This window comes from Buttiauxella sp. AC142, from assembly GCF_979253435.1.
Window position 1 is genome coordinate 926,669 of record NZ_CEEDCH010000001.1, and the last position, 26,482, is coordinate 953,150.

Sequence of the window (26,482 nt, forward strand, 5' to 3'; positions counted from 1 at the left end):
GGTCTGGCGGAATGTGGAAGTGGTGAAGGGCCAGAGAGTTTCTCCGGCCCTTATAACTATGACTTATGGCGATAGTCAGGCAGGAATATGGTCAATATGCCGAGAAGTGGCAGGAAAGCACATATTTTATAGACTAATTCGATACTTGTATGGTCGGCAACCAGACCCAGTACCGCGGCCCCCAAGCCACCCATACCAAACGCAAAGCCGAAGAACAGCCCGGAAACCATGCCGATACGTCCAGGCATCAGCTCTTGCGCATAAACCAGAATGGCCGAAAATGCAGAGGCAAGAATAAAGCCGATGATCACCGTCAGAATCCCCGTCCATTCCAGGGAGACATACGGCAAGAACAGGGTGAATGGCGCGACGCCAAGAATCGAACCCCAAATCACGTATTTACGGCCAATCTTATCCCCAACCGGCCCGCCAATGACCGTCCCCGCCGCTACCGCAAACAGGAAGGCAAACAGATGGAACTGGGCATTTTGCACCGACAAACCAAATTTGTGCATCAGGTAGAAGGTGTAATAGCTGCTGATACTCGCCATATAAAAATACTTAGAGAAAATCAGCACCAGTAAAACAGATACCGCCTGAATCACTTTCTTGCGCGGTAGCGGGTTCACCACCGGAGCGGCAGTTTTGCCCTTCGTCATACGATGCTGGGCGGCGTACCAACGGCTGATTTGCAACAACACGATAATCGCCAGTAAGGCCGCGAGCACGAACCAGCCGACGTTGCCTTTACCGTACGGCGCGATAATCAACGCTGCCAGCAGTGGCCCTAACGAGCTACCAAAGTTGCCGCCCACCTGGAAGAGTGACTGCGCAAGACCATGACGGCCACCGGAGGCCATGCGAGCCACGCGTGAAGATTCCGGGTGGAATACCGATGAGCCTGTGCCAACAAGGCCCGCAGCCAGCAGCACCATCGGGAAACTGCCCGCCATGGCGAGGATAACCAGGCCGCAAAGTGTGAAGCACATACCAATCGGCAACGACCACGGCATCGGGTATTTGTCGGTGTAGTATCCTACTACCGGCTGGAGTAGCGATGATGTCACCTGGAAAGTGAGCGTGATCATCCCAATTTGCACAAAGCTTAGCGAAAACTCGCTTTGTAGCAGCGGGTAGAGCGCCAGAATCAGCGACTGAATCATATCGTTGAGCAAATGGGAGAGGCTAATTGCCCCCAGAATGCCAAACGCGGTGCGAGCCTTTTGCGGCTCCGTTGACGCGAGAGTTTGTTCCGAGATTGCCATAAATACCTGTAATTATTGAATTGATTGTTTTTTAACCCAGTTCACTGATGGAACCGTAGGAAATCATTACCCAGCTAACATACCTGCAGGAAAGGGACGAAGAAAGTCACAAGAGTGAAAAGTTATTTGTCTATGCTAGTAGGGTTCTGCTATTGGTGCGAAAGCATTTATTAAATATGGAGATTTGCGATGAAGTTCGTAGTGAAAGGGGTGACCACCGCGCTGCTAATGGCAGTCAGCTTAACCAGCGCATCTGCACTGGCCTGGGAAAAAGATAAAACTTATAACATCACCATTTTGCACACCAACGATCACCACGGTCATTTCTGGCGTAATGAACACGCTGAATATGGCCTGGCAGCACAAAAAACTCTGGTGGATAGCATTCGTAAAGAGGTGGCGGAACAGGGCGGCAGCGTGCTGTTGCTGTCCGGCGGTGATATTAATACCGGCGTTCCTGAGTCCGATTTGCAAGATGCAGAACCTGATTTTCGTGGCATGAACCTGATTGGTTACGATGCGATGGCTATCGGCAACCACGAATTCGACAAGCCGCTGACGGTATTACGCCAGCAGGAAAAATGGGCAAAATTCCCGCTGCTTTCGGCCAACATTTACCAGAAAAGCACCGGCGAGCGTCTGTTTAAACCGTGGGCTATTTTCAAGCCGCAGGGCATTAAAATCGCGGTTATAGGTTTAACCACCGACGACACGGCAAAAATTGGTAACCCGGAAAACTTCACCGATATCGAATTCCGTAAACCGGCTGACGAAGCAAAACTGGTGATTCAGGAACTGCAAACCACTGAAAAGCCAGATGTGCTGATCGCCGCAACGCACATGGGTCACTACGATAATGGCGATCATGGTTCAAACGCGCCAGGCGATGTCGAGATGGCTCGTAGCCTGCCTGCGGGTGCGCTGACGATGATTGTCGGCGGGCATTCGCAAAACCCGGTCTGTATGGCAGCGGAAAACAAAAAGCAGGTTGATTACGTGCCGGGTACGCCATGTGCACCAGACCAGCAAAACGGCATCTGGATTGTTCAGGCGCATGAGTGGGGCAAATACGTGGGCCGCGCGGATTTCGAATTCCGTAACGGCGAGATGAAACTGGTGCATTACCAGCTGATCCCTATCAACCTGAAAAAGAAAATCACCTACGATAACGGGGAAAGTGAGCGCGTGCTCTACACGCCACAAATCCCGGAAAACCAGCAAATGCTCTCCTTGTTGACGCCATTCCAGAATAAAGGTCAGGCGCAACTGAACGTAAAAGTGGGTAGCGTAAACGGCCACCTGGAAGGGGATCGCAGCAAAGTGCGTTTCGTGCAAACTAACCTGGCGCGTCTGCTGCTGGCGGCACAAATGGACCGTACCGGTGCTGATTTCGCGGTAATGAGCGGCGGTGGTATTCGCGATTCGATTGAAGCGGGCGACATCACTTATAAAGACGTCCTCAAGGTTCAGCCGTTTGGTAACACTGTGGTTTATACCGATATGACCGGTAAAGAAGCGACGGATTATTTGAGTGCGGTGTCGCAGAAAAAACCTGATTCGGGCGCTTATCCTCAGTTCGCAAATGTCAGCTTTGTGGCAACTGCTACGGGTCTGCAAGATTTGAAAATCAAAGGTGAACCGATCGACCCGGCAAAAACCTACCGTATGGCGACGCTAAACTTTAACGCCTCCGGCGGGGATGGTTATCCGGCTATTGATAAAAAACCAGGTTACGTAAATACCGGTTTTGTGGATGCAGAAGTGCTGAAACAGTACATCGAGAAGCATTCTCCGCTCGATGTTAATGCTTTCGAGCCGAAAGGCGAGGTGAGCTGGAAGTAACTTTTCCCCTCACCCTAACCCTCTCCTTGGGGAGAGGGCCGGGGTGAGGGCGCTATTTCAACGGCAACAAAATATCGGTCTGCTGCGCATGTTCCGGGTGGTTTTTATCCAGCTCCAGGTAGCGGAAATAGACCGGAAAATCACGTAACTCCTCACCGCTATTGGGCAACCATTGGCGATAAAGATAGTAAACGCTATCGCTGATTCGCTCATAAGCGCCAACATGCCGAACCACCGCGCAACGCCCGCCGGGCAGCTTTTTGCTGATAACGCCCTGTGGATTTTCAGGCACCAGACCGTTCGCCTCCGGGATTAGCTCGCCACACACATCAAAACGAAACTCCTCACCTGGCGTGGTGGCGGGATCGCTGTAAGGCACACCGTACGTTCCTTGCGTGATGTAGTCCGAAAGTCCTGATTCTTTGCGCCATTCGATAAAACTTGCGACCGTATTATTGACGCGCATCGGGTCGCCAAGATGTTCCAGCACCGCGACATCCATCGGTTCGACAGTAATAATTTTCACGTCCATATTTTCTAACCTCTGCTGATTTTCCCGTCCGGGAAATTGAAAATGTACTTGCCAGTCAACCCACACGGGATCTTTGCGAAACTCGCCGGGGGTCAGGCCGAAAGTGTTTTTGAAGGCACGGGAAAATGATTCAGGATTTTCAAATCCGGCATCCAGGGCAATATTAATCACTCTTTCCTGCGGATGGCTCACCAACCGGAAAGAGGCCCGTTTCAGCCGCATTAACGTGATGTAACGGCTAATACTGATGCCACAGAATTGACTGAATTGCCGATGGAAATGAAAACGCGAAAAACAGGCCACTTCGCTCAGTTGCTCGACGGTTAACGGGCTATCAAGATGCTGTTCAATATAGGCAAATACTTGCTCAAAACGTCGGGCGTAAAGCTGGTGTCTGGATTTTTTCATTATTCCTCCCTCAAGGCGTTCACTTTGCCAGTCACTCGTTGCGCCGTCCTGACTGAAATTGCTCTTTTAGGAGAAATAAACCACTAATCGCGGCGGGCTATTTCGGCAAAAGTAGCCTTCAGCAGTTTTGCCAGATCGGCCGCGGCCAGTTCGATATCCAGCCCACGCTTGCCGCCTGAAACATAGATAGACGAAAACTCCTGAGCAGCGGCGTCAATAACTGTAGGCAGCAGTTTTTTCTGCCCCAGCGGGCTGATGCCGCCAACCAGATAACCGGTAATCCGCTGTGCCACCATGGGGTCAGCCATATCCACTTTTTTTGCGCCCAACGCTTTAGCAGCTTTTTTTAAGTCGAGCTGCCCGGAAACCGGGGTTACAGCGACCGCCAGATGCTTCATATCACCGTTAATAGCCACGAGCAGCGTTTTGTACACTTGCTCTGCATTGAGGCTGAGTTTACGCACCACCTCATCGCCAAAATTGGTTTCGCTCGGGTCATGATCGTAAGCATGTAACTGAAATGGAACACGGTTTTTTTCGAGAAGTTTTACTGCGGGTGTCATGTCACCTTCTTAGTGCTTTTGTCTGAAAAGCGCACGAATTATTAAGCTGCGTGATATATGTTTTAATTACTATAATCTCACTCAATAGTGATAGCGTTAATGGTCACATTGAGCGACAATTATTCATCTGGTCGTTTATTCGACCAGCATAATTACAACAATATAGAAATTCCTCTTTGACGGGCCGATAGCGATATTGGCCGTTTTTTTATCTGGTTTTCAAGAGCTCAGGCAGATTTCCCTTCCCATAAAGATGTAGCGCACCGACGGCGACGACGTAGCGTCCGGCAGGTAACTGCTGCAAAAAATGTTGCCACTCAAGATTACGCCGATGCATAAGAACATCGTATAGCTCATCGCCAAACGTATTGGGCAGCGCCACATTCCCACGCTGCGGCGGAGTTTCCAGCCACCAGCTAATCATCATTTGCAGCAGCCGGGCATTGGTGTGCCAGTGGGTCAACGTATCGGTTAGCAGCGGCATTCCGCCATTGGGTAAACGGGTGAGAATATCAATCTGGTGTTCAGCGCCCTCAAGCTCGATAACTGGGATCGCCATGGTTTTTGCCGCCTCCAGCATCTGAAAATCTATCCCGTAATTCGCCCGTAACCCCAGTCGCTGCGCCTGATGAGCTTGCAGCACCAGCGCAATTTGCCAGGCGGGCTGGGTTTCAATCTGGCTCAGGGGGATATCCAGTTCCTGAATTAACGACACGACTTGCGCCCAGTTTTCGGCAGACAAGCGCTGTTCGAGAGGAAGCTCGTTGGATTGTTGCGGGAAAGGAGAACCACTTTGGGTGATATCTGCTTCGACAATCAGCGCATCCGCGTCTCTGAGCTTGTCGATGAGCTTTTCGGACAGCGGCGACATATCGCGCGTGCCCATGTGAATACTGCCAACCAGATGCAGATGGCGATCTCCGGGCAGAACAATATCCAGAGCAGGCCAGGGATAGTGGGGAGTTGAAAGGCTTGAAAACAATGCGGTAATTCGCGATAGCAGACCCATTTGCAGATTCCCTGGCTAAAAAGTCATGCTACCGCTGCGATGAGTCGGGTGCAAATTTCCCCACGGTTTTTACACCGTGGGGAAGGTCATTGCGTTTTCGTCGCCCGGATAGGCGCAGCGCCATCCGACATTCAGTCCTTCGGCTTAAAGCGCAACAGGCGGTTAGCGTTACTGACTACCGTAATCGACGACAGTGCCATCGCCGCGCCTGCCACTACCGGGTTGAGCAACGTTCCGGTCAGCGGATACAAAATCCCGGCGGCAATTGGGATCCCCAGCGTGTTGTAGATAAACGCGCCTACCAGATTCTGCTTCATGTTGCGCAGCGTGGCTTTGGAAATCACCAGCGCATCGGCGACACCCACCAGGCTGTGGCGCATCAGCGTGATTGCAGCGGTTTCGATAGCCACATCGCTGCCGCCGCCCATGGCAATCCCCACTTCGGCTTGCGCAAGCGCAGGCGCATCGTTTATCCCGTCACCGACCATAGCGACCTGGCGGCCCTGTTGTTGCAGCTTTTTAATCGCTTCGGCTTTGCCATCCGGCAATACGCCTGCGATCACTTCGTCGATGCCTGCTTCTTTAGCGATGGCGTGAGCGGTGGTTGGGTTATCGCCAGTCAACATCACCAGGCGATAACCGTTACGATGTAAGCGTTGCAGCGCGCTGACGCTATCGGCACGAAGCGGGTCACGAATCGCAAACAGTGCCGCGAGTTTGCCGTCGACTGCCAACAGAACCGGTGTGGCGCCACGGCTTGCCTGGGCTTCAATCTCTGCGTCCAAAGCTGTGGTATCGACGTTTTGTTCAACCAGCAGCGCTTTGTTCCCGAGTAATAACTGACGCCCTTCGATTTCACCGCTAACACCCAGCCCGCGCAAAGTGCGGAACGCATTCACCTGCGGCAATTCCACGCCTACGGTTTTATCGAGAATCGCACGTGCCAGCGGGTGGCTTGAGCCTTGCTCCAGTGCGCCCGCCAGTCTTAATGCATCACTCTCTGACCAGCCGTTGTCAGTGCTCATCGCGACAACCTGCGGCTTGCCTTCGGTCAGCGTACCGGTTTTGTCAAACACGATGGTATCGAGCGTGCTGGCGCGTTGCAGGGCATCGGCATCACGTACCAACACGCCAAACTCCGCGGCACGACCCACACCAGAAATAATCGACATCGGCGTTGCCAGACCGAGCGCACAAGGACAGGCAATAATCAGCACCGTCGTGGCAATCACCAGCGTATAAACAATTTGCGGAGCCGGGCCGAAGAAGTACCAGATGGCGGCGCTAAACAGCGCAATCAGTACCACAACCGGAACAAATACCGCCGAGATTTTATCCGCCAGTTGGCCGATTTCCGGCTTGCTGCTTTGCGCCTGGCGCACCATACGAATGATGCGTGAAAGCGTTGTATGGTTGCCGGTGGCGGTGGCGCGGAACAATACGCTGCCGTCTTGCACCACCGTGCCCGCATGAATCGGTTCGTCGTTCGATTTTTGCTGCGGCACCGGTTCGCCGGTCAGCATCGCTTCATCAAACCACGCCTCGCCCTGGGTGATTTCCCCATCAACCGGCACGCGATCACCCGTGGTTAAACGCAGAATCATGCCTGCGGTCACTTCTGCCAGCGGCAGCGTCTTTTCGCCTTCTTCGGTGACGACGCGCGCCGTCGGCGGGGTTAAATCCAGCAGGCGTTCCAGCGCTTTAGATGAGCGTTGGCGTGCGCGTTGCTCCAGCATATGCCCGAGGTTTATCAGGCCGATAATCATGGCGCTGGCTTCGTAATAAAGGTGGCGAGCTTCCATCGGGAAGTGCTGCGGCCAGATATTCACGGTAATGGAATAAATCCATGCCGCGCCGGTTCCCAGCGCTACCAGCGTGTCCATGGTGGCGGTTTTATTGAGCAAACTGCGCCATGCGCTGCGGTAGAAGTGCCCACCGGCGAAGACCATCACGCCTAAAGTGACCAGGCCGATTGCCAACCATATTGAACGGTTGTCATCGGTGACCATCATATTGTCGCCAAACATTCCCCAAATCATGACCGGGATGCCGACGGCCAGCGCCAGAATCGCCTGCCAGCGGAAGCGTTTAACGGCGGCGTTGGCAGTTTCTTGCTGGCGTTCGCGGCGTTTCGCATCGTCTTCGATGGCTTCAGCGCCATAGCCAACACTTTCTACCGCTTTAACTAAAGATTCGGCGGAGGCAGTGCCCATAATCAGGGCGCTGCGCTCGGCAAGGTTTACCCGCGCAAGGCTGACACCAGGGACGTTTTGCAACGCACTTTGTACCCGGGTCACGCAACTTGCACAGCTCATCCCGTTGATCAACAACTGTTGGCTATCGTCGTTATCTTCGGTGGCTGCCGGAAGCGAGGGATTAGCCGCTGTCAGTGCTTCCGACGGGATTGATGACTCTGTCAGCGGATCAGACTTTGGGTGGCTGGCCGCTGTCGCTTCGTACCCGGCTTGTTTCACCGTGTTGATAAGCTCATCAACGGATGCCGTTCCGGTCACGCTGGCGTGAGTTTGTGTGACATCAGCCTGCTCAACGTCAGGGCGCTGCTCCAGGCTTTCTTTAACGCGTTTGACGCAGTGGCCACAGGTCAAACCATCAAGGTTTAGATCGATAACATGAGACATTTTCAGACTCCTTTTTTGAAAGTAAGGTAAGCGTAAACCTTCCCCTCAGGGGAAGGTCAAGCGATGCAGTTTAATATTTCTGGTTATTTCCCGTGTCATGCCTTGATAAATAACCGTTACCCGCTTTCGGACATCTATTTGCATCATATTTTCAAAGCATTATGTGAGGCAGTATGAGTTAAGTAATACTTTTTCTCCTGCCAGCTTTTCATTGCACCGCCATGTACTACTGTTACTTAAAGTATTTCGACACGTGTTTGTCGTTGTCTTTATGTTTCAGCGCGTTATTACTTTTGTGGCCATGCAGAGATTGCTTATGAATAATATATATCGATTAGTCTGGAGCCATGTTGCCAACAGCTATATTGCCGTTGCAGAAATATCCCGGGGTGGGAAAAAAGGGAGCAAAACGGGGCGGGGTGGGAAAAAGTTATTAGCAGCGGCGCTCGTGCTAACCGGGAGTTATACAAGCTACGCCATTGCGGACGATGTGACATGGATAACCGCGTATCCCACTTATTTATTCCCGGAAAATCAGGGGATTAATTACGATACCGTTCGTGATACCGGATTTGCCTTCACGATTGATAATCAAGTTCAGCCAAACCACTATATTCCAGGTACCGTCCTGAATATCAATGGCCCAATACCGTTTATTGCCGCCGGTTCTAACGGTGCGAGCACTGGCGTCACCGTGCTCAATGCGCTGCCGGGCGGCACAGGGACTGACCCTGACCGCATCACCGTTATTGAGGCAACAGATTCGACAGGTGCTGCCACCACGATAACTGAAGCCAATATTAGCCAGTACACCTATTCCCCATCTCCGGCTGTTCCACAAGAAAGTCAGGAACTGAATGTTGAAGTTCCGGGCCTGGACGGCAGCTACCAGGTGGTCAGTGTTTATGATTCATCGACTTTTATTTCCGCCGATGACACCGCCGTAAGCGCAATGGTTTTACCCGTTTATGATCATAATTCTATTCGTATCTTTAATAATTTTGGTATTGCCTCAGTAGCGTCAACGGGCGGGCAGGCCAATATCAATGTCGGTTCGAGCGATACCACCACGCCTATTTCAGCCGCTGCGAATACCATTAATTTACTGACCAAAAACTCTGTGCTGGCGAAAGCCGATGGCAGCGCGGGTGTTGCCAGCAGCACGCAGTGGCTTTCGGATAACTATATTGTTTTCCGTCCGGCGATTGTGCTTCAAAGCGATACACAACAGCTTGGTGCGCAAAGTGCAAAATACGATTTCACTATCACGCTGCCCAACTACGAGCAAATTGGGCCGCGAGTAGTTTTGCTGGGAAATAAAACATTCACCATTAACTCATCGTCTGATATCGCAGAGGTGAATGATTTCCTGGTAGGCCAGGGGGATTATGCCGGCAAGCCGCAAATCCAGTACTGGCTGACGGCGGGGGCCTCGGTCAACGGCGAAGTCATTGACTCAACGGTTGAAGCGCAAAATACCTACGACGCGATTATTACCGGAATGCTGGCGCAAGAGGAAAACACCAGCATCAATCTGACCTATCACGTTTGGGATGACAAAAGCGGGCACACCAATAACGCAACGCTTGGCTCCGGGGATTTAAACGTAATTTATGCCACCGGAGGCAATGCTTCAGGGCTGGTCACGGCTGATGGCAGCCTCGCCGTGGATGGTGCCTCAGCGGTCATGCGCGCCGATACGAACGCGATTATCACTAACGACGGTGCGATCAACGCATGGCGCAGCAGTGGCAGCAGCCCAACGTCAGTCGGCATGTTGACCACTAATGCCCGCGCAATCAACAACGGCACATTGAACGCCGGGTTGTTTATTGAAAAAGACGGCAACAATCAAAATGTCTCTAACGCGGGCAGCGTGGGGATGCAGGGCAGCGGTACCAGTACATTAACCAACAATGGTCATATTAATGTCGCGATAACAGACACCACCACCAACAATGCGCGCGGGATCAGCGCATCGGGTACGACGGCTGTCACCAACGCTGCCGACGCCACCATTGCGCTGGTGGGCAATAGCAAGAATGCAGGCGGGAGAGCGGGCGGGTACGGCATCTTCCTGCAAGATGGCGCGACATTGACGAACGCGGGGAATATCTACCTCGGCGTGACGCCTGTTTTCGATGCCACCGCGCCAACGCCAGTTCCGATGACGGGCGGCGATCTTTCTGCGGGTATTCACACGCAAAGTTCCGGGGCGGTAAATAACACCGGCACTATCACGCTGGAAGAAAATATCCGTAACGCTGCCGGGATTTCCGTGCAGGGTGCGACCGGGGCGATAACCAACAACGGCACAATTAATGTTTTAGGGAAGCTGACTAACGGTTCGGCGGCGGCAAACTATGGCCTGAATGTTGCCGACAACACCGGCACCGTGACGCACAACGGCGATATTAACGTTGATGGTGATAACAACATCGCCATTAACGTGCTGGCGCAAAAAGCAGGGGCGACAGTCAGTTCGACGGATGGTAGCACTATTACAGTGGGAACCGCCGGGGACACCGGGGGGAGCGACGGGCAACCGTATACTTATCGCAATTATGCGGTTTACGCCGAAGGGCTGAATACACAACATGCCCAGGTTAACCTGAACTCCACCATTCGTTTGTTATCGGCCGGGGCAATTGGTGTTCACGCGCGCGGAGATGCGCAAATTGATATTAATGCTGACTCAACGCTCACCTTTGAAAACACCCAACAGATGGGCTACTACGCCTGGGGTAATGAAGCGCAAATTAATATCGGCAGCGCGGCTATCAATGATAACGGCCAGAAAGATTCGATATTATTCGCGGTAGACCATGGCGCGACGTTTGCTGGCAGCGGGTCGGCGGCGGGTTATCAACTGACCGTTTCCGGCGAAAATGCGACCGGGATATTCGCCAACGGTCTGGATGAAAACAGCGGGACTAAAACGACACTCGATACCGGTACGGCGAAAATTAACGTCAACGGTAATGGTGCCATCGGGGTAAAAGTCACCGGTGGCGCGCAAGGGACAATTAGTGATGGCGGCATTGTATTAGGTGGGAATAACACCACAGCCGTTGTGCTTGATGGGCGTAATTACAATATCGACAGTACCATCGACCCCGAAGAATTAATTACGCTCGTTACATCGAATGCGGCGACGACAACGCTTTCTTCGCAAAGCGGTATTACCGGTTACAACGTTTCGCACCTCGGGCAATTAACTCTTAATGGCACGGGGATTGCGTTAAACGGAACGAACAGTACCGGGATCCTTCTGCACGATAATGGCTCGGCGATTGTGAACGCGCCGGTCAGCGTTTTGGGTACCAATAATATTGGCGTCAATATCCAGAACAACGGAGTGCTGACCAATAACAATACGATTAGCGTGAGCGGCGCGACCGGAAGCGGCAATGTTGGGTTGCGCGTCGGTGGGGCGAATGCGGTGGTGAACCGTCTTGGCACCGTTAATGCCACTGGCGGGTTGGCGGCAGTACAGTTAATTGGTACGGGTGCGAATCTGACGGTCAACGGAACGGGCAATCATATCACCGCCTCCGGTGGCGCCGATGGCGTGAGAATGGACTCCGGCGCGACATCATTTACCGCGACCGATACGGTTATTGATATTTCTGGCAGCGGTGCCGGGATTAATAACAACGCTGACACCTCGAACATCAACCTTAATGGCGTAACGATTAACGCCTCCAATGGCCCGGCGATCCGCACGGCGGTCACGTTTAGTGCGGCGGGTGCCGGTAACTCGCTAAACGTTTCCGGAAACGGCCAGGGCTTTGCCTTTATGAATGCGAACGGCGACCCAACGACCGGGAATCTCACCATTGATAACGGCTACACCATTAACGGTGATGGCGCGGGCAGCGTCGGGATTCTGGCAAGAACATCAGATAACGTGACGTCTGGCGCGACCATCAATATGGCGGCGGGCGCAGGGTCAGCAATTGTCGCAACGGATGGTGTGGCGGGCGCCAGCCGTACCATCACGAACACCGGTAATATTACCAGTCTGGGCGCGGGCGCCCCTGTCATTGATGCGTCAGGCAGCGGCAATACCACCGTGAATAACAGCGGCTCGTTGTTGGCGGCTGATGCCACGGCGCAGGCGATTTTGACCGGGGATGGCAACGATGTAGTGGCATTGAGCGGTGCGGGTGCGAATACCCGTGGCGAAATTGTGTTAGGCAGCGGTAACGACCAGTTTAGCTGGACGGCGGGCGCGTATACCGGCGGCGTCACCTTTACCGGTGGGGATGGTAACGACAGCGCCACGCTTGGCGATGTGTCGCTGGCAAACGTCACGCACATTCTCAGCGAAGGCGGCACGAATAATACGTTGACGCTCAACGGTACGCATCAGGGAACCGCCCCTGCGTTATTGGGAAGTTTTACCGCGGACGACCTGGTAAAAGGCACCAATATTGGCACCGGCTGGAGCACCTTGACCCTGGATGGCGATGCCACCGATGCGCGTATTGTTGATGACCTGACGCTCTCGGGCGCTCAGGCAATCAACATCAACAACGGCGCAACGCTGCGCTCGGGCGACAGCGCATCGACACCCGGTGACGCTACCCTTCATAACTACAATGTTTCTACTTCCGGCGCGACGAGCCTGCTCTCTTTTGATGGCGCTGGCGACCAGATTTACAGCGGTATTATCAGCGGCAGCGGCGGAATGGAACGCATCGGCGCGGGTAAAACCACGCTGCTTGGCGAGAACACTTACACCGGAAATACCTGGATCGGCGCAGGGGCAGAATTGGCGCTCGGTGACGGCGGAACGGTGGGGAGTTTGTCCCAAACAACTAACATCACCGACGACGGTATTCTGACTATTGATCGTTCTGACGATATTCTTCTTAACGGTGTGATTTCGGGTAGCGGTGCGTTCCATCAGGATGGAGCAGGCACGACGCGTCTTGGTGGAGCCAACGCCTGGACGGGTGCTACCGAAGTAAACCAGGGCACGTTGTTGGTTAAGGGCAATCAAAGCCTGGCAACTGGCCTGACAACCGTTCACACCAATGCGACACTCGGTGGGACGGGAACTATCGGCGGCGATGTCGTCTTTGAAGAAAATTCAATCCTGACGCCGGGCGATAGCGGCGTCGGCACCTTAACCATCAATAAAAATCTCACATTATCAAACACGACGAACAGCCAGTTTGAACTCGGCCAGGCCTATGTGCCGGGCGGTGCGCTTAACGATCTGGTGAACGTGGGTGGCAGCCTTATTCTTGATGGTGTCGTCAACGTCACGCTGGCCGCGGGAGGTGCATTCATTCCGGGTGTCTATCGCTTGTTTAACTACCAGACTGGCGGCCTGACTGATAACAATATGATTTTGGGTACGTTACCGACTGCCGATCGGGCGAATTATTATATCCAGACCGCTATTCCTGGGCAGGTTAACCTTATCTTAAACTTCCCCAACCCCGCTTCCGAATTGCAATTCTGGGATGGCGACGATCCTTTGAACCACGGCGACGGGTCGAGTGGGAACCTGCAAGTTAACGGTGGCGATGGGACGTGGCGTACTAATCTGGTCGGGCAAACCAATAACTGGACAGAACAAGATGGATTGGGCAACGAGCCATGGGCGCAGACTGCCTTCGCCATTTTTGAAGGTGAAAAAGGCACCGTCACCATCAGCGATATTAATGGCCGCGTTATCACTTCGGGTATGCAATTTCTGACAGATGGCTATGTTTTGCAACAGCTCAACCCAGCCTCACAATTGCACTACATCAGCACCGTCACCAGTTCATTTGATATCCCGGTTCCCGTACCGACTAACCGCTTCCAGACTGAAGGTGAAACTGACGCCGATTCATTCTTCGTGATTCGTGTTGGTGCAGCTGGCGACCCGGCAGTGACGACGACCATCAACGCAGATCTGGTGCAGGACGAACTGGACAGCAATGTCGTCCGACTGCTGAAAACCGATCCGGGCCGCTTGATCCTTAACGGCAATAACGATTTCAGCGGCGGGGTGGAAGTCTGGGGCGGGACGCTTCAGGTGTCCAAAGACCAAAGTCTTGGCGATGCGGGAACTTCCGTGACGCTGAGAAACGGCTCTGCGTTACAGGCAGGGGCGAGCTTCACCACCGATCGCAATATCTTCCTCGATGGTGCAACCGGCGGTGCATTCGATCTCTACGGCAACACCTTCACCCCATCAGGCCTGATTGGCGGCGATGGGCAACTGAACATTTATGACACGTCTGCCAGTGGCAACAACAGCTTCCTCGAGCTGAACCGGCAAAATATTTATCTCGGAGACACCAACATTGTTGGCAATGCCGGAAATGGACAGTTGGCGGTTAATGCCAACGCAACTGGCGTATTTGGCAAGGCTGACAGCCAGATTTCTCTTTCAAACCTTTCAATACTGAATCTCAACAATTCTGCTTCTGGAGAGACGCACACCTTTGCCGTCAACAATTCCACGCTGGCGTTTAACGACGCAGCCGGAGCGGGGCAAAGCACCATTAATCTGACCAACAGCGGTAACGCGGAATTTAACGGCAACAGCCAGGGCAACAATACCAACGTCACGGTCGATGCCACTTCGCGCCTGGCGCTGAACGAAAACGCAGATGCAGGCTCCGCGACCGTCACCAACAGCGGACAAGTCACATTTGCTGACAGCGCCCAGGGCGCAGGGGCGGTAATCTCCAACCTTGCTGGCGGGCTGGTGGATATCAGCGCGGCGCTGGCAAGCACCTCGGTCGGTTCGTTATCGGGTGCGGGTAACGTGGTTCTTGGCGCGGCAACACTGGTCGAAGGGGCGTTAAGTCGTAACGACACCATCAGCGGCATTATCAGCGGCAGCGGAAATCTGGTGAAAACCGGCAGCGGCACGCTAAATCTCACCGCCGACAATACCTGGACTGGCACCGCCAACGCGCAACAGGGCGTGCTGCTGATAAACGGTAATCAAGCCGCAGCAACCGGAAAAACCACCGTCAACAGTGGCGCAACTCTCGGCGGTGCGGGCGTGCTGGGTGGCAGCGTAGAAGTTGATAACGGCGGCCATCTGACGGCGGGCCAGGATCTCGCAAGCGTTGGCGTACTGGAGATGGGCGCATTAACACTCAACCAGGATTCGCAGGTCGACTTCCAGTTCGGCAGGCCGTTTACCGTTGGCGGCTCACTTAACGATCTGATTAATATCAATGGCGATCTTAACCTTAACGGCAAACTGAATATCACCCAGACACCGGGCGGATCCTTTGATGTCGGTGTTTATCGCGTCTTCAACTACACCGGTGCGCTGACCGACAACATCCTGGATATTGGCACAGCACCTGCGGCGGCAGACGATCTCTACGTGCAAACATCCATTGATGGCCAGGTTAACCTGGTGAACCGTACGGGAGCGGTCATGCGCTTCTGGGACGGGGCGGGCGGAACAGGCGGCGCGCTTAAAAACAACGGCGTGATTAACGGCGGCGATGGTATCTGGCAAAACAACACCGGCAACGACAACTGGACCACCGATGTCACCACGCCAGATGGCCGCTTTAATACGCCATACAGCAACGGATCGTTTGCGGTGTTTGGCGGCGAGGCGGGGAATGTCACGGTTGACGCCAGCCTTGGTGAAGTGGCCATCAGCGGGGCGCAATTTACCACCAACGGCTATGTGATTGGTGGCGATAACATCACCACGCATACCGCCGACACGGTGATTCGCGTTGGCGACGGTACGCTTCTGGGTGCGCGTTACACCGCGACCATTAACTCCGTTATCGACGGCGAAGGCGGTATCAATAAAGCCGATCTCGGTACGTTAATCCTGGGCGGCAACAACCAATACCAGGGCGGAACGCAGGTCAGCGGCGGGGTACTGCAAGTTTCTGCCGACAATAATCTGGGTGCCGCGGGAACGGGAATTGGCCTGAGCGGCGGGACATTACGCTACGGCGCGGCGTTCGATACCGCGCGGGTGGTCACGCTTTCAAACGGTGGCGGGGCGGTTGATACCAACGGTAATTCAGTTTCGCTGCTCAGTGCAGTCGCCGGCAGCGGCACCTTAACCAAACAGGGCGACGGTAAACTGACGCTGACGCAAGACAGCACATTTGACGGGCAAACGACTATCCGCAATGGCACATTGCAATTGGGCAACGGCGGAACCGGGGGCAGCGTCGGCGGTGATATTGTCGATGACGCGACTTTGGCGATTAACCGCTCTGATAACGTAACTCTCAACGGCAATATTTCTGGTAGCGGGAAAGTCTTGCAGCAAGGCAGCGGCACGACTTTCCTCAATGGCAGAAATACCTGGAGCGGCATTACGCTGGTAGAAAGCGGCACATTAGCGGCAGCGAGCCGCAATAGCTTTAGCCGTCAATCAGCACATATTGTCAGCAGCGGGGCGACGCTTGATACCGGCGGCCACAACCAGACCGTTGCTAATCTGGTGAACCAGGGCACGGTAAATCTGCGTGGCGGTGATGTCGGTTCAACATTGACCGTCAACGGCGATTACGTCGGGCTGAATGGCACGTTGAAAATTGCCGCACAGCAACACAGCCCTGGCGTTGCCGACCATCTGGTGATCAACGGCGGTACGGCTACAGGCAGCACGCTGCTGGATATTGACGTCAGTCAGCTCGGCGAACCGACCACGGGCGACGGTATCCTGGTGGTCGAAGCGGTGAATGGCGCGACGACGACGGCGCAAACCACCAAAGATGCCTTTAATATCGGCGGCGGTGTGCTCACCGCCGGAGCCTGGGAATACCAGCTGTTTGCCGGAAACCAACAGGGCGCGGGTGAAGACTGGTTCTTACGCGCCGGTTATCGCCCGGATGTTCCTGGGTTCGACACGCTCGGGGCGATTATCCGCCAGGCTGATTTGGCCGTGCTTGGCACACTTCACCAGCGTGTCGGCGACGAGCAACCGTGGCAGGCAGGAGTCCCTGAAGATCAGGACGGCCGATTCTGGGCGCGTTACATCGTGAAATCGGTCGATCAGAAACATGACGATCCGACCCAATCCCAGAGCAGCACTAACTATAACGGTATGCAAATGGGGCTGGATCTTTATCAGGACGATAAATGGCGTGCCGGTTTGTACACCACCTTTATGGATATCGACAGCTCCATCAATGGCATTACCGGGATGAGCGGCGGTGCGGCGTACAACTCGACCTTCTCGTCTTATTTGGGCGGTTACGGTACCTGGACGGATACCAACGGTTTCTATGTCGATAACGTCTTGCAGTATGGTTATCACTCCGTTGACCTGAAAAATATGAACGACCGGGAGACTTACAACCCTGACGGCAATTCGTTTGTGGCGTCGGTCGAAGTCGGCAAACCGTGGCAGCTTTGGAACAGCAACTGGCTGATTGAACCGCAGGCGCAGCTCATCTATCAATACAGCGATTTTGATGACGTGACGCTAAAAGACCCGGCAAGAACCAAAGTGTCGGTTGATGCTGACGGTGCGGTGATCGGTCGTCTCGGCGTGCGTCTGGCGGCGGATTACGACACCGATTACGGCAAAGTGAAACCGTATATTCGCGTCAACTACTGGCAGGAATTGTCGGACGGACAAGATACCGTGACGTATCGCAATACGGCAAACAGCGCGGGTGCTACGAAAATTGATGCCAACCAGCGCTTCCAGACCACCGAAGCCGCAGTGGGAGCGACCTGGGCCGTGACCGCGGAAGTGCAGACTTATACTGAAGTGGGTAAAACCTGGGACAACGGCGGCGATACTCAAGTGGACTCTGATATTTCCGCATCGGTCGGTATAAAAATTCGCTTCTGATAAAACCCCCTGCGCCCAACCGGGGGCAGGGGTTATACTTCTGTCGACGGGAATTCAGGTGTCGACGGAAATTCGGGAGGAAACATGAACATCAGTGATGTTGCGAAAAAAACCGGCTTAACCAGCAAAGCGATTCGTTTTTACGAAGAGAAAGGTCTGGTTACAGCGCCGCTGCGTTCTGACAACGGCTACCGGAGCTATACGCAAAAGCATCTGGATGAGCTGACGTTACTGCGCCAGGCCCGCCAGGTGGGCTTTAATCTTGAAGAATGCCGCGAGCTGGTGAATTTGTTCAACGATCCGGCGCGTCATAGTGCCGACGTAAAAGCGCGTACTTTGCAGAAAGTCGCGGACATCGAAAAGGTGATTTCTGAGCTACAGGGAATGCGCCAACAGTTGATGGCGCTGGCGGATTCATGCCCTGGTGACGACAGCGCGGATTGCCCGATTATTAATAATCTTGCGGGCTGCTGCCATAAACAATAGATGGTTGTAGGCGGTGTAGCAGTTGTAGGTCGGATAAGCGTAGCGTCATCCGACAAAGCCCGACCTAAAGCGCCTGTATTTTCAACGTAATACCTTCAACTGCGGTCACAATCACTTCTGTGCCTGCCGTTAAATCGCTGTCTGCCATGACTGGCCATGAGCTATCTGCAACGCGGATATGGCCGCGGCCATTCACCAGCGTATTTTCCAGCCGCAAACGGCGGCCAACTAACTGATAGCCGCGCTGATTGAGCACTTCGCCGGGTTCTTGCTGTTTACGCGTCGAGAGCCAGCGCCACCACAGAAAGGCCGCAACCAGTGTGAGAATCGCAAAGCACACGCCTTGCCATTCCCAACCGAGCGGCACAATCCACACCAGTAAACCGGTGAGTACAGCCGCCACTCCGCTCCACAGCAAATAACCGCTGGCGCCGAGCATTTCAGCCGCCAGCAGCAAACCGCCCAGCGTGAGCCAGAAGATATGCGCGTGGGTAAACAGCAGGGCTATCATTTTTTACGCTCGGTACCGCTTTGTGCGATAAGTTCACTGATACCGGCAATTGAGCCCATCAGGCTGGTGGCGTCGAGCGGCATCAACACCACTTTGCTGTTATTGGCCGAACCAATCTGTTGCAGCGCGTCGGTATATTTCTGCGCGACGAAGTAGTTAATCGCCTGAATATCACCCGCAGCAATAGCTTCAGAAACCATTTTCGTCGCCGCTGCTTCTGCTTCAGCACTACGCTCACGGGCTTCCGCCTGCAAGAACGCGGACTGGCGTTCACCTTCCGCTTTCAGAATCTTCGACTGCTTATCACCTTCGGCCTTCACGATTTCAGCCTGACGGATCCCTTCGGCTTCCAGAATATAAGCACGCTTGGTTCGTTCGGCTTTCATCTGCGCATTCATCGCATCAATCAATTCAGCCGGTGGGCGAACATCGCGAATCTCGATACGGGTAATTTTGATGCCCCATGGATTGGTCGCTTCATCCACGATATGCAGCAGACGGGTGTTGATGTTGTCGCGCTGCGACAGCATTTCGTCCAGTTCCATCGAACCCAGCACGGTACGAATGTTAGTCATGGTGAGGTTCATGATTGCCAGCTCAAGATTACTGACTTCATACGCCGCGCGCGGGGCATCGACAACCTGAATAAAGCACACCGCGTCAATGGCGACGTTGGCGTTATCTTTGGAAATGATTTCCTGGGAAGGGATATCCAGCACTTGCTCCATCATATTGATTTTGCGGCCAATGCGGTCCATAAACGGCACCACAAGGCTTAAGCCTGGCATCAGAGTTTTGGTATAACGGCCAAAGCGTTCTACGGTCCATTGGTAGCCCTGCGGCACGATTTTTACCCCGGCGCCGACGATAATCAGCGCGACGAGGATCAGTACGGGAATGACGATTAACATCAAAAAAACCTCCATTGTTTATTTGATGTAAGTCTAACCCCTAACGCAGAAACATTCAGCGACTTCCTGGTCTGAATTAACCCAACGGTTTTTTCAGCGTCTTCCGACTAATTAATACAGCAGCGAATACATCTGGCGGCGATATTTTGATGCCAGCGCATCACCGGTGCCTAATGCCGCCAGAATCTCCATCAGCATTTTGCGTACTTGCCCATCGGCCGCACCTAAATCTTTCTTCAGATGGGTATACAACAATTCCAGCGCTTCTTCGTTACGCCCAACCTGATGCAGTTGCAACGCCAGTTGGCTGGCAAGATGTGCGTTTTCAGGATCTTGATCCACTTGCTGCTGCAACAACTGAATTTCCGGCGTGTCAGCCGCTTGTTTCATCAAATCAATCTGCGCGACCAGGCCCTGATAACGCGTGTCTTGATCCTGCAACGGAATAGTTTTCAGCACCGCTTCTGCGTCTTCGCTACGGTTCAGCGCAATCTGCACTTCCGCCAGCATCAGGCCAATTTCGCTGTTCTGATTTGAGAGCTGCCACGCATCTTTCAGCAGCGGCAGCGCTTCGGCGTGTTTGCCTTCTTGCATCAACAACATCGCTTCTTGCGCTTTCAGCTCTTCTTCACGCGGCAGAACCTTTTCCAGCAACGCACGAATCGCTTCTTCTGGCTGTGGCCCCTGGAAACCGTCTACCGGCTGGCCATTCTGGAACAGATAAACGGTTGGAATGCTGCGCAAACCAAACTGTGAAGCGACCATTTGCTCGGCATCGCAGTCCACTTTGGCAAGAATAAACTGGCCCTGATACTGCGCGGCAAGTTTATCCAGAACCGGCGTGAGCTGTTCACAATGCTGACTACGAGCAGACCAGAAATAGAAAAGAACAGGCGTAGTAACAGACTGTTCCAGCACCTGGTGCATGTTCGCTTCGGTAATGTCGATGTTGTAAGACATAAATCAATTCCTTATAAAGATTTGCTTTTACATGGGGGTTGGCGGCAAACGCTTCAACTAACCACGTAAAATTTTATCTAACATGCGGGCCGGCAACAGGCGGCGCAACCACGTTAAAGCGTGGGCGACCAGCGTCACCGGATAGCGCAATTTCGGCTTCGGGTTTTCAAAAGCATGGCGCACTTTTTCCACTACCGCTTCCGGGCCGAGCGTAAAGCGTGCGGCAATCCCAGGGTTTTCTACCGGGTGGTCAGATTGCGTTTGATTCACATTTTGCGTGAACTGAGTGCGGATAGGGCCAGGTTCAATCAAACTGACTTTAATCCCGCTGTGATGCAGTTCCATTCGCAGCGCATCAGACCAGGCTTCCAGCGCGTATTTGCTGGCGGCATAGGCACCACGCCCAGGCGTTGCAACTAGCCCCATCACCGAACTGGTCATCACAATGCGCCCTTCACGGTGCGGCAACATCGCCGGAAGCAGCAGCATGGTGAGCTGATGGGTGCCAAAAAAGTTGGTCGAAAACTGTTGCTCAAGCTGTTCGCGGGAAAGGGTTTGTAGCGGGCCGTAAACGCCGTAACCGCCATTATTAAACAGCCCGTACAGACGATTCCCGGTGAGTTCAATAACCTTAGCCGCCGCTGCTTGCACACTTTCAGGCGAGTCGAGATCGAGCTGCACGCCGGTAAACCCGGCCTGGTTCATGCGCTCAACATCTTCGGGTTTTCGGCAGGCGGCCAGAATGCGAAACCCCTGCTTGTGTAATTCATGGGCGCAGGCGAGGCCAATTCCGCTGGAACAACCTGTAATTAAAACTGATTTTTGCATAACTTTACCCGATGAACGTCCCGATTGTTTATGAGTCGTGGTTAACTAAAGGTGCCAGACGAGAAGACATCCAGTCGGCGATAAACGGCTGCGCATCGCTATTCGGGTGAATACCGTCATCCTGCATCCATTGCGGTTTCAGATAGACCTCCTCCATAAAAAATGGCAGCAGAGGAATCGAAAACTCTTTGGCAAGTTGCGGATAAATAGCGCTAAACGACTCATTATAACGACGACCGTAGTTTGCCGGCAGACGTATTTGCATCAGCAATGGTTGAGCGTTCGCCGCTTTTACATCGTTGATAATCTGGCGCAGACTTTTTTCGATGGCTTGCGGTTGAAAACCGCGCAAACCATCGTTGCCGCCCAGTTCGATTAATACCCAGCGAGGCTGATGTTGCTTCAGCAGTGCCGGTAATCGTGCCAGCCCTTGCGGCGCGGTGTCGCCACTGATACTGGCATTCACGACTTTAGTATTTTGCTGGTTCCATTTCTTATCCAGCAAGGCAGGCCAGGCCGCCGTCGCCGACATCCGGTAACCCGCGCTCAGGCTATCACCTAATATCAACAACGTGTCCGCATGCGCGGCGCGAAAGGCCATCAAAGCCAGAAACAGGAAGGGCAAATGCCAGCGGAAAACATTGTTGAAGTTCATCATCTTAGTAAGTCCGTAGGTCTGGGGGAGCATCAGCTTTCCATCCTTACCGGAGTTGAGCTGGTTGTCAAACCGGCGCAGACCATTGCCTTAATTGGTGAGTCAGGTTCCGGGAAGTCTACACTACTGGCGATTCTCGCCGGGCTTGATGATGGCAGCGAAGGGGAAGTTCACCTGTGCGGCCAGCCGTTACACAGCATGGATGAAGAAGCACGCGCGGCGCTGCGGGCGAAAAACGTCGGCTTTGTCTTCCAGTCATTCATGTTAGTGCCGACCCTTAACGCGCTGGAAAACGTCGAACTTCCGGCGCTGCTACGCGGTGAAAAAGATTCTTCCAGCCGCGCGCAGGCGAAAGCATTGCTCGAACAACTTGGTCTTGGCAAACGTCTTGATCACCTTCCGGCACAGCTTTCCGGTGGCGAGCAACAGCGCGTGGCTTTGGCTCGCGCCTTTAACGGGCGGCCTGCGGTGTTGTTTGCCGATGAACCGACCGGCAACCTCGACCGCCAGACCGGCGACAGAATTGCTGATCTCCTCTTTTCACTGAATCGAGATTTTGCCACCACGCTGATTCTGGTCACCCACGATGAACAACTTGCAGCCCGTTGCGACCGCCGTTTGCGCCTGCGCGAAGGTAAATTGTGGGAGGAAGCATGATTGCCCGCTGGTTCTGGCGTGAATGGCGTTCGCCATCACTACTGATTGTCTGGCTGGCTTTAAGCCTCGCGGTGGCGTGTGTGCTGGCGCTGGGCAATATCAGCGACCGCATGGAGCAAGGGCTAAACCAGCAAAGCCGTGACTTTATGGCGGGCGACCGTGCATTGCGTAGCGCACGCGAAGTGCCGCAAGAATGGCTGGAAAGGGCGCAAAAAGAGGGGCTGAAAGTTGGCAAGCAGCTGACTTTTGCGACCATGACGTTTGCCAAAGACACACCGCAACTGGCATCTGTTAAAGCCGTCGATGATGTTTATCCGATGTATGGCGAGCTGGATACCAATCCGCCTGGGCTGAAACCCGAGCCGGGAAGCGTGCTGCTGGCGCCGCGTCTGATGGCATTGCTCAATCTCAAAGTTGGGGATTCACTGGAGGTCGGCGACACCACTTTGCTTATTGCGGGCGAAGTGATTCAGGAGCCGGACTTGGGCTTTAATCCGTTCCAGATGGCACCGCGTTTAATGATGAACCTCGCGGATGTGGAAAAAACCGGCGCGGTTCAGCCGGGAAGCCGCATCACCTGGCGCTATAAATTTGGTGGCACGCCGCAGCAACTCGATAAGTTTGAAAAGTTTGTTGTGCCGCTCCTGAAACCGGAACAGCGTTGGTACGGCATGGAGCAAGATGACGGAGCGCTGGGCAAATCCCTTGAGCGCTCACAACAATTCTTGCTGCTTTCCGCACTCCTGACGCTGCTGCTGGCGGTGGCTGCTGTCGCTGTGGCGATGAACCATTACTGCCGCAGCCGTTACGATTTAGTCGCGATCCTGAAAACGCTTGGGGCAGGGCGTGCGGCACTGCGCAAATTGATTATCGGCCAGTGGTTAATGGTTCTCGCCCTGGCGGCGATGGCCGGAGGTGTTGCCGGGTTGGTGTTTGAAGCGGTGCTGATGCGCCTGCTCAAGCCGGTTTTACCGGCGGCATTACCGCCAGCGAGCCTCTGGCCGTGGGTGTGGGCAATCGGTTCGATGGTGGTCATTTCGTTGCTCGTAGGTTTGCGTCCTTATCGCCTGTTGCTGGCAACACAGCCGCTGCGGGTTTTGCGCCGGGATGCCGTGGCAAATGTCTGGCCGCTGAAAATCTACCTGCCGATTATCACTCTCGTGGTGGTGGCGTTACTGGCATTGCTGATGGGCGGCAGCACGCTTTTGTGGGCGGTGCTGGCGGGTACGGTCGTTCTGGCGGCGCTATGCGGTATTGTCGGTTGGGGCGTGCTGCGCCTGCTCAAAAAGCTGACGCTAAAAAATCTCGCGCTGCGCCTGGCTGTGAACCGATTGCTGCGCCAGCCGTGGGCGACACTCAGCCAACTGGCGGCGTTCTCACTGTCGTTTATGTTGCTGGCGTTACTGTTGGTGCTACGAGGCGATCTGCTCGATCGCTGGCAGCAACAACTGCCGCCGGAAAGCCCGAACTATTTCCTGCTCAACATCGCCACCGAGCAGGTGCAGCCGGTGAAAGAATTTTTGGCTGAACACCAGATTATCCCTGAGTCGTTCTACCCGATTGTGCGCGTGCGTATGACGGCGATTAACGGTAAATCCACCGAAGGCAACCCTGACGAAGCGCTTAACCGCGAGCTAAACCTGACGTGGCAAAGCCAGAAGCCGACGCATAACCCAATTCTTGCGGGGAGTTGGCCGCCAAAAGCGGGCGAAGTTTCCATGGATGAAGGCGTGGCTAAACGCCTGAAGATCAAACTTGGCGATACCGTCACCTTTATGGGCGATACCCAGGACTTCTCCGCCAAAGTTTCCAGCCTGCGTAAAGTTGACTGGGAAAGCCTGCGGCCTAACTTCTACTTTATCTTCCCGCCGGGTGCGTTAGATAACCAGCCGCAAACCTGGCTGACCAGCTTCCGTCTGGAGGGTAAAAATGGCGTGCTAACCCAGCTCAACCGTGAGTTCCCGACACTCAGTTTGCTGGATATCGGGGCGATTCTGCGCCAGGTTGGGCAAGTGCTGGAACAGGTGAGTCGGGCGCTGGAAGTGATGGTGGTGCTGGTGACGGCTTGTGGCGTGCTGCTGTTGCTCGCACAAGTGCAGGTGGGCATGCGCCAGCGGCATCAGGAACTGGTGGTTTATCGCACGTTAGGGGCGGGGAAAAGCCTGCTGCGCACCACGTTATGGTGTGAATTTGCGGTATTAGGACTGGTTTCCGGGCTGGTGGCCGCTATTGGCGCTGAAACCGCGCTCGGCCTGCTGCAAACCCGCGTGTTTGATTTCCCATGGGAACCGGACTGGCGGTTGTGGGTCATTCTGCCTCTGACCGGTGCGCTGTTACTTTCGGTGTGTGGCGGCTGGCTGGGCGTGCGATTGCTAAAAGGCAAAGCGTTATTCCGCCAGTTTGTTGCATGAGTTTAATGGCGTTAAAAAGCCCTGAATGGTGCTGGATTTTTCCTCAAACAAACGGACAATTTCCAGCGCCGCTTTCCCGGCCTGCGCATGATGCCAGGCCAGGCCGAGCGGGGAAGGCGGGCGCATCGCCGGAATGGTGCGCGTCACCAGTTCGCCGCTATCGAGATAGCGCTGGCACAATTTTCTGGGCAAAAATCCAATTCCCACTCCTGCCACGTGCGCGGCAATTTTAGTGCTCAAATCTGAAACCTGAATCTCTTTTTGCCCGGTCAGTCGCCATGCCACGCGTTTGGTGATGTGACGTGCGCTGTCTTCAATATTAATCGCCGGATACTGGCGCAGTTTAGCCTCGTTTAACGGCCCTGTTTCGTGAGCTAACGGATGGTGTGCCGCCAGCACAAACACCCAGTCGATCTCCCCAAGCGGCAGCAGGCTGATGGTTTCGGACAGCGTTTCAGTTCCCGACACGCCAATCGCCAGCGAAAAATCTCCATGCAATAACGCATCCCAGACACCCATATAAATCTGGCGTGAAAGGGTGAATTGCGTCAGCGGAAAACGCGCTACTAAATGTGCAAGCAGAGTAGCAATCGCCGCAGGTTCATACAGTAAGTTATTGATAACAATATTGACCTGACGTTCTACGCCATCATTGATTTGCTTAAGCTCACCGGGCATGGCATCGAGCCACGCCAGCCACTCTTTCGAACGCTCCAGCAAGTGAATGCCCGCCGTGGTCAGCAGAACGCTGCGCGTCGTTCGCTGAAACAACGGCACACCCGTACTTTCTTCAAGCAACTTAATGCGATAGCTGATCGTCGCCGTGGTTTTGTGTAAACGCTCAGCCGCTTTAGAAAAGCTGGCGGTTTCGGCCACGGTGAGAAAGGTGCGGATGGTTTCCTGGTCAAGCATTATCAGACCTTTATATATCAATGATTTTTAATGATATTTGCATATTGACCTTAAAAATGATGTGGTGTAAATCTCATTGTTGGAA

The 26,482-nt window shown here is 53.9% G+C and carries 16 protein-coding genes; 5 read left to right on the forward strand and 11 right to left on the reverse strand.

Annotated features, from left to right (window positions below; translation table 11 throughout):
* Positions 1-56 precede the first annotated feature (56 nt).
* The gene (locus AC0IWZ_RS04210; RefSeq protein WP_410372341.1) at positions 57-1,265 is read right to left on the reverse strand and encodes an MFS transporter; all 1,209 of its coding nucleotides are present in this window, start codon (positions 1,263-1,265) and stop codon (positions 57-59) included.
* A 189-nt stretch (positions 1,266-1,454) separates the two neighbouring features.
* Between AC0IWZ_RS04210 and ushA the strand changes: the two genes are divergently transcribed.
* Complete coding sequence (gene ushA / locus AC0IWZ_RS04215) at positions 1,455-3,107, forward strand: bifunctional UDP-sugar hydrolase/5'-nucleotidase UshA (protein WP_471678095.1); 1,653 nt, start codon at positions 1,455-1,457, stop codon at positions 3,105-3,107.
* Between the two features lie 52 nt (positions 3,108-3,159).
* Here ushA and AC0IWZ_RS04220 read toward each other — a convergent pair whose 3' ends face one another.
* From AC0IWZ_RS04220 to copA, 4 genes are all read right to left on the reverse strand, one after another.
* Positions 3,160-4,047: an AraC family transcriptional regulator gene (locus AC0IWZ_RS04220; RefSeq protein ID WP_172895358.1), complete on the reverse strand. Its 888-nt coding sequence runs from the start codon at positions 4,045-4,047 to the stop codon at positions 3,160-3,162.
* Positions 4,048-4,130: 83 nt separating this feature from the next.
* Positions 4,131-4,610, reverse strand: a complete 480-nt coding sequence (ybaK, locus tag AC0IWZ_RS04225; protein ID WP_471678094.1) for a Cys-tRNA(Pro)/Cys-tRNA(Cys) deacylase YbaK — start codon at positions 4,608-4,610, stop codon at positions 4,131-4,133.
* 208 nt (positions 4,611-4,818) lie between these two features.
* Complete coding sequence (locus AC0IWZ_RS04230; RefSeq protein ID WP_034493766.1) at positions 4,819-5,619, reverse strand: TraB/GumN family protein; 801 nt, start codon at positions 5,617-5,619, stop codon at positions 4,819-4,821.
* A gap of 131 nt (positions 5,620-5,750) precedes the next feature.
* Positions 5,751-8,258 (reverse strand): copper-exporting P-type ATPase CopA, encoded by a 2,508-nt coding sequence (copA, locus tag AC0IWZ_RS04235; protein WP_471678093.1) that lies wholly within the window; start codon positions 8,256-8,258, stop codon positions 5,751-5,753.
* 316 nt (positions 8,259-8,574) lie between these two features.
* Here copA and AC0IWZ_RS04240 point away from each other — a divergent pair, with 316 nt between their 5' ends.
* Together AC0IWZ_RS04240 and cueR are read left to right on the forward strand one after the other, a co-directional pair.
* Positions 8,575-18,066, forward strand: a complete 9,492-nt coding sequence (locus tag AC0IWZ_RS04240) for an autotransporter outer membrane beta-barrel domain-containing protein (protein WP_471678092.1) — start codon at positions 8,575-8,577, stop codon at positions 18,064-18,066.
* Between the two features lie 84 nt (positions 18,067-18,150).
* Positions 18,151-18,552 (forward strand): Cu(I)-responsive transcriptional regulator, encoded by a 402-nt coding sequence (gene cueR / locus AC0IWZ_RS04245; RefSeq protein WP_034493769.1) that lies wholly within the window; start codon positions 18,151-18,153, stop codon positions 18,550-18,552.
* 64 nt (positions 18,553-18,616) lie between these two features.
* Here the strand turns inward: cueR and AC0IWZ_RS04250 are convergent, their stop codons facing one another.
* From AC0IWZ_RS04250 to tesA, 5 genes are all read right to left on the reverse strand, one after another.
* Positions 18,617-19,063, reverse strand: a complete 447-nt coding sequence (locus AC0IWZ_RS04250; RefSeq protein ID WP_471678091.1) for an NfeD family protein — start codon at positions 19,061-19,063, stop codon at positions 18,617-18,619.
* Complete coding sequence (locus AC0IWZ_RS04255) at positions 19,060-19,974, reverse strand: SPFH domain-containing protein (RefSeq protein WP_034493771.1); 915 nt, start codon at positions 19,972-19,974, stop codon at positions 19,060-19,062. The genes AC0IWZ_RS04250 and AC0IWZ_RS04255 overlap by 4 nt, the downstream gene beginning before the upstream one ends.
* 111 nt (positions 19,975-20,085) lie before the next feature.
* The gene (locus tag AC0IWZ_RS04260; protein ID WP_115630419.1) at positions 20,086-20,934 is read right to left on the reverse strand and encodes a co-chaperone YbbN; all 849 of its coding nucleotides are present in this window, start codon (positions 20,932-20,934) and stop codon (positions 20,086-20,088) included.
* A 57-nt stretch (positions 20,935-20,991) separates the two neighbouring features.
* Positions 20,992-21,762, reverse strand: coding sequence for an SDR family oxidoreductase (locus AC0IWZ_RS04265; RefSeq protein ID WP_034493773.1), 771 nt, complete (start codon positions 21,760-21,762; stop codon positions 20,992-20,994).
* Positions 21,763-21,790: 28 nt separating this feature from the next.
* Positions 21,791-22,420, reverse strand: a complete 630-nt coding sequence (gene tesA / locus AC0IWZ_RS04270; RefSeq protein WP_034493774.1) for a multifunctional acyl-CoA thioesterase I/protease I/lysophospholipase L1 — start codon at positions 22,418-22,420, stop codon at positions 21,791-21,793.
* Here tesA and ybbA point away from each other — a divergent pair.
* Positions 22,388-23,074, forward strand: coding sequence for a putative ABC transporter ATP-binding protein YbbA (ybbA, locus tag AC0IWZ_RS04275; RefSeq protein ID WP_410372336.1), 687 nt, complete (start codon positions 22,388-22,390; stop codon positions 23,072-23,074). The two genes, tesA and ybbA, sit on opposite strands and share 33 nt — an antisense overlap.
* Positions 23,071-25,485 carry a putative ABC transporter permease subunit YbbP gene (gene ybbP, locus AC0IWZ_RS04280; RefSeq protein ID WP_471678090.1) on the forward strand — a complete coding sequence of 805 codons (2,415 nt, stop codon included), beginning with the start codon at positions 23,071-23,073 and terminating at the stop codon, positions 25,483-25,485. The genes ybbA and ybbP overlap by 4 nt, the downstream gene beginning before the upstream one ends.
* Here ybbP and allS read toward each other — a convergent pair.
* On the reverse strand, positions 25,462-26,397 hold the full coding sequence (gene allS, locus AC0IWZ_RS04285) for an HTH-type transcriptional activator AllS (protein ID WP_471678089.1): 936 nt from the start codon (positions 26,395-26,397) through the stop codon (positions 25,462-25,464). The two genes, ybbP and allS, sit on opposite strands and share 24 nt — an antisense overlap.
* Between the last annotated feature and the right edge of the window lie 85 nt (positions 26,398-26,482).

Coding starts and splice junctions, on each gene's coding strand:
- AC0IWZ_RS04210 (WP_410372341.1), bottom strand. CDS start 1,265: ATGGCAATCTCGGAACAAACTCTCGCGTCAACGGAGCCGCAAAAGGCT.
- ushA (WP_471678095.1), top strand. CDS start 1,455: ATGAAGTTCGTAGTGAAAGGGGTGACCACCGCGCTGCTAATGGCAGTC.
- AC0IWZ_RS04220 (WP_172895358.1), bottom strand. CDS start 4,047: ATGAAAAAATCCAGACACCAGCTTTACGCCCGACGTTTTGAGCAAGTA.
- ybaK (WP_471678094.1), bottom strand. CDS start 4,610: ATGACACCCGCAGTAAAACTTCTCGAAAAAAACCGTGTTCCATTTCAG.
- AC0IWZ_RS04230 (WP_034493766.1), bottom strand. CDS start 5,619: ATGGGTCTGCTATCGCGAATTACCGCATTGTTTTCAAGCCTTTCAACT.
- copA (WP_471678093.1), bottom strand. CDS start 8,258: ATGTCTCATGTTATCGATCTAAACCTTGATGGTTTGACCTGTGGCCAC.
- AC0IWZ_RS04240 (WP_471678092.1), top strand. CDS start 8,575: ATGAATAATATATATCGATTAGTCTGGAGCCATGTTGCCAACAGCTAT.
- cueR (WP_034493769.1), top strand. CDS start 18,151: ATGAACATCAGTGATGTTGCGAAAAAAACCGGCTTAACCAGCAAAGCG.
- AC0IWZ_RS04250 (WP_471678091.1), bottom strand. CDS start 19,063: ATGATAGCCCTGCTGTTTACCCACGCGCATATCTTCTGGCTCACGCTG.
- AC0IWZ_RS04255 (WP_034493771.1), bottom strand. CDS start 19,974: ATGTTAATCGTCATTCCCGTACTGATCCTCGTCGCGCTGATTATCGTC.
- AC0IWZ_RS04260 (WP_115630419.1), bottom strand. CDS start 20,934: ATGTCTTACAACATCGACATTACCGAAGCGAACATGCACCAGGTGCTG.
- AC0IWZ_RS04265 (WP_034493773.1), bottom strand. CDS start 21,762: ATGCAAAAATCAGTTTTAATTACAGGTTGTTCCAGCGGAATTGGCCTC.
- ybbA (WP_410372336.1), top strand. CDS start 22,388: ATGCCAGCGGAAAACATTGTTGAAGTTCATCATCTTAGTAAGTCCGTA.
- tesA (WP_034493774.1), bottom strand. CDS start 22,420: ATGATGAACTTCAACAATGTTTTCCGCTGGCATTTGCCCTTCCTGTTT.
- ybbP (WP_471678090.1), top strand. CDS start 23,071: ATGATTGCCCGCTGGTTCTGGCGTGAATGGCGTTCGCCATCACTACTG.
- allS (WP_471678089.1), bottom strand. CDS start 26,397: ATGCTTGACCAGGAAACCATCCGCACCTTTCTCACCGTGGCCGAAACC.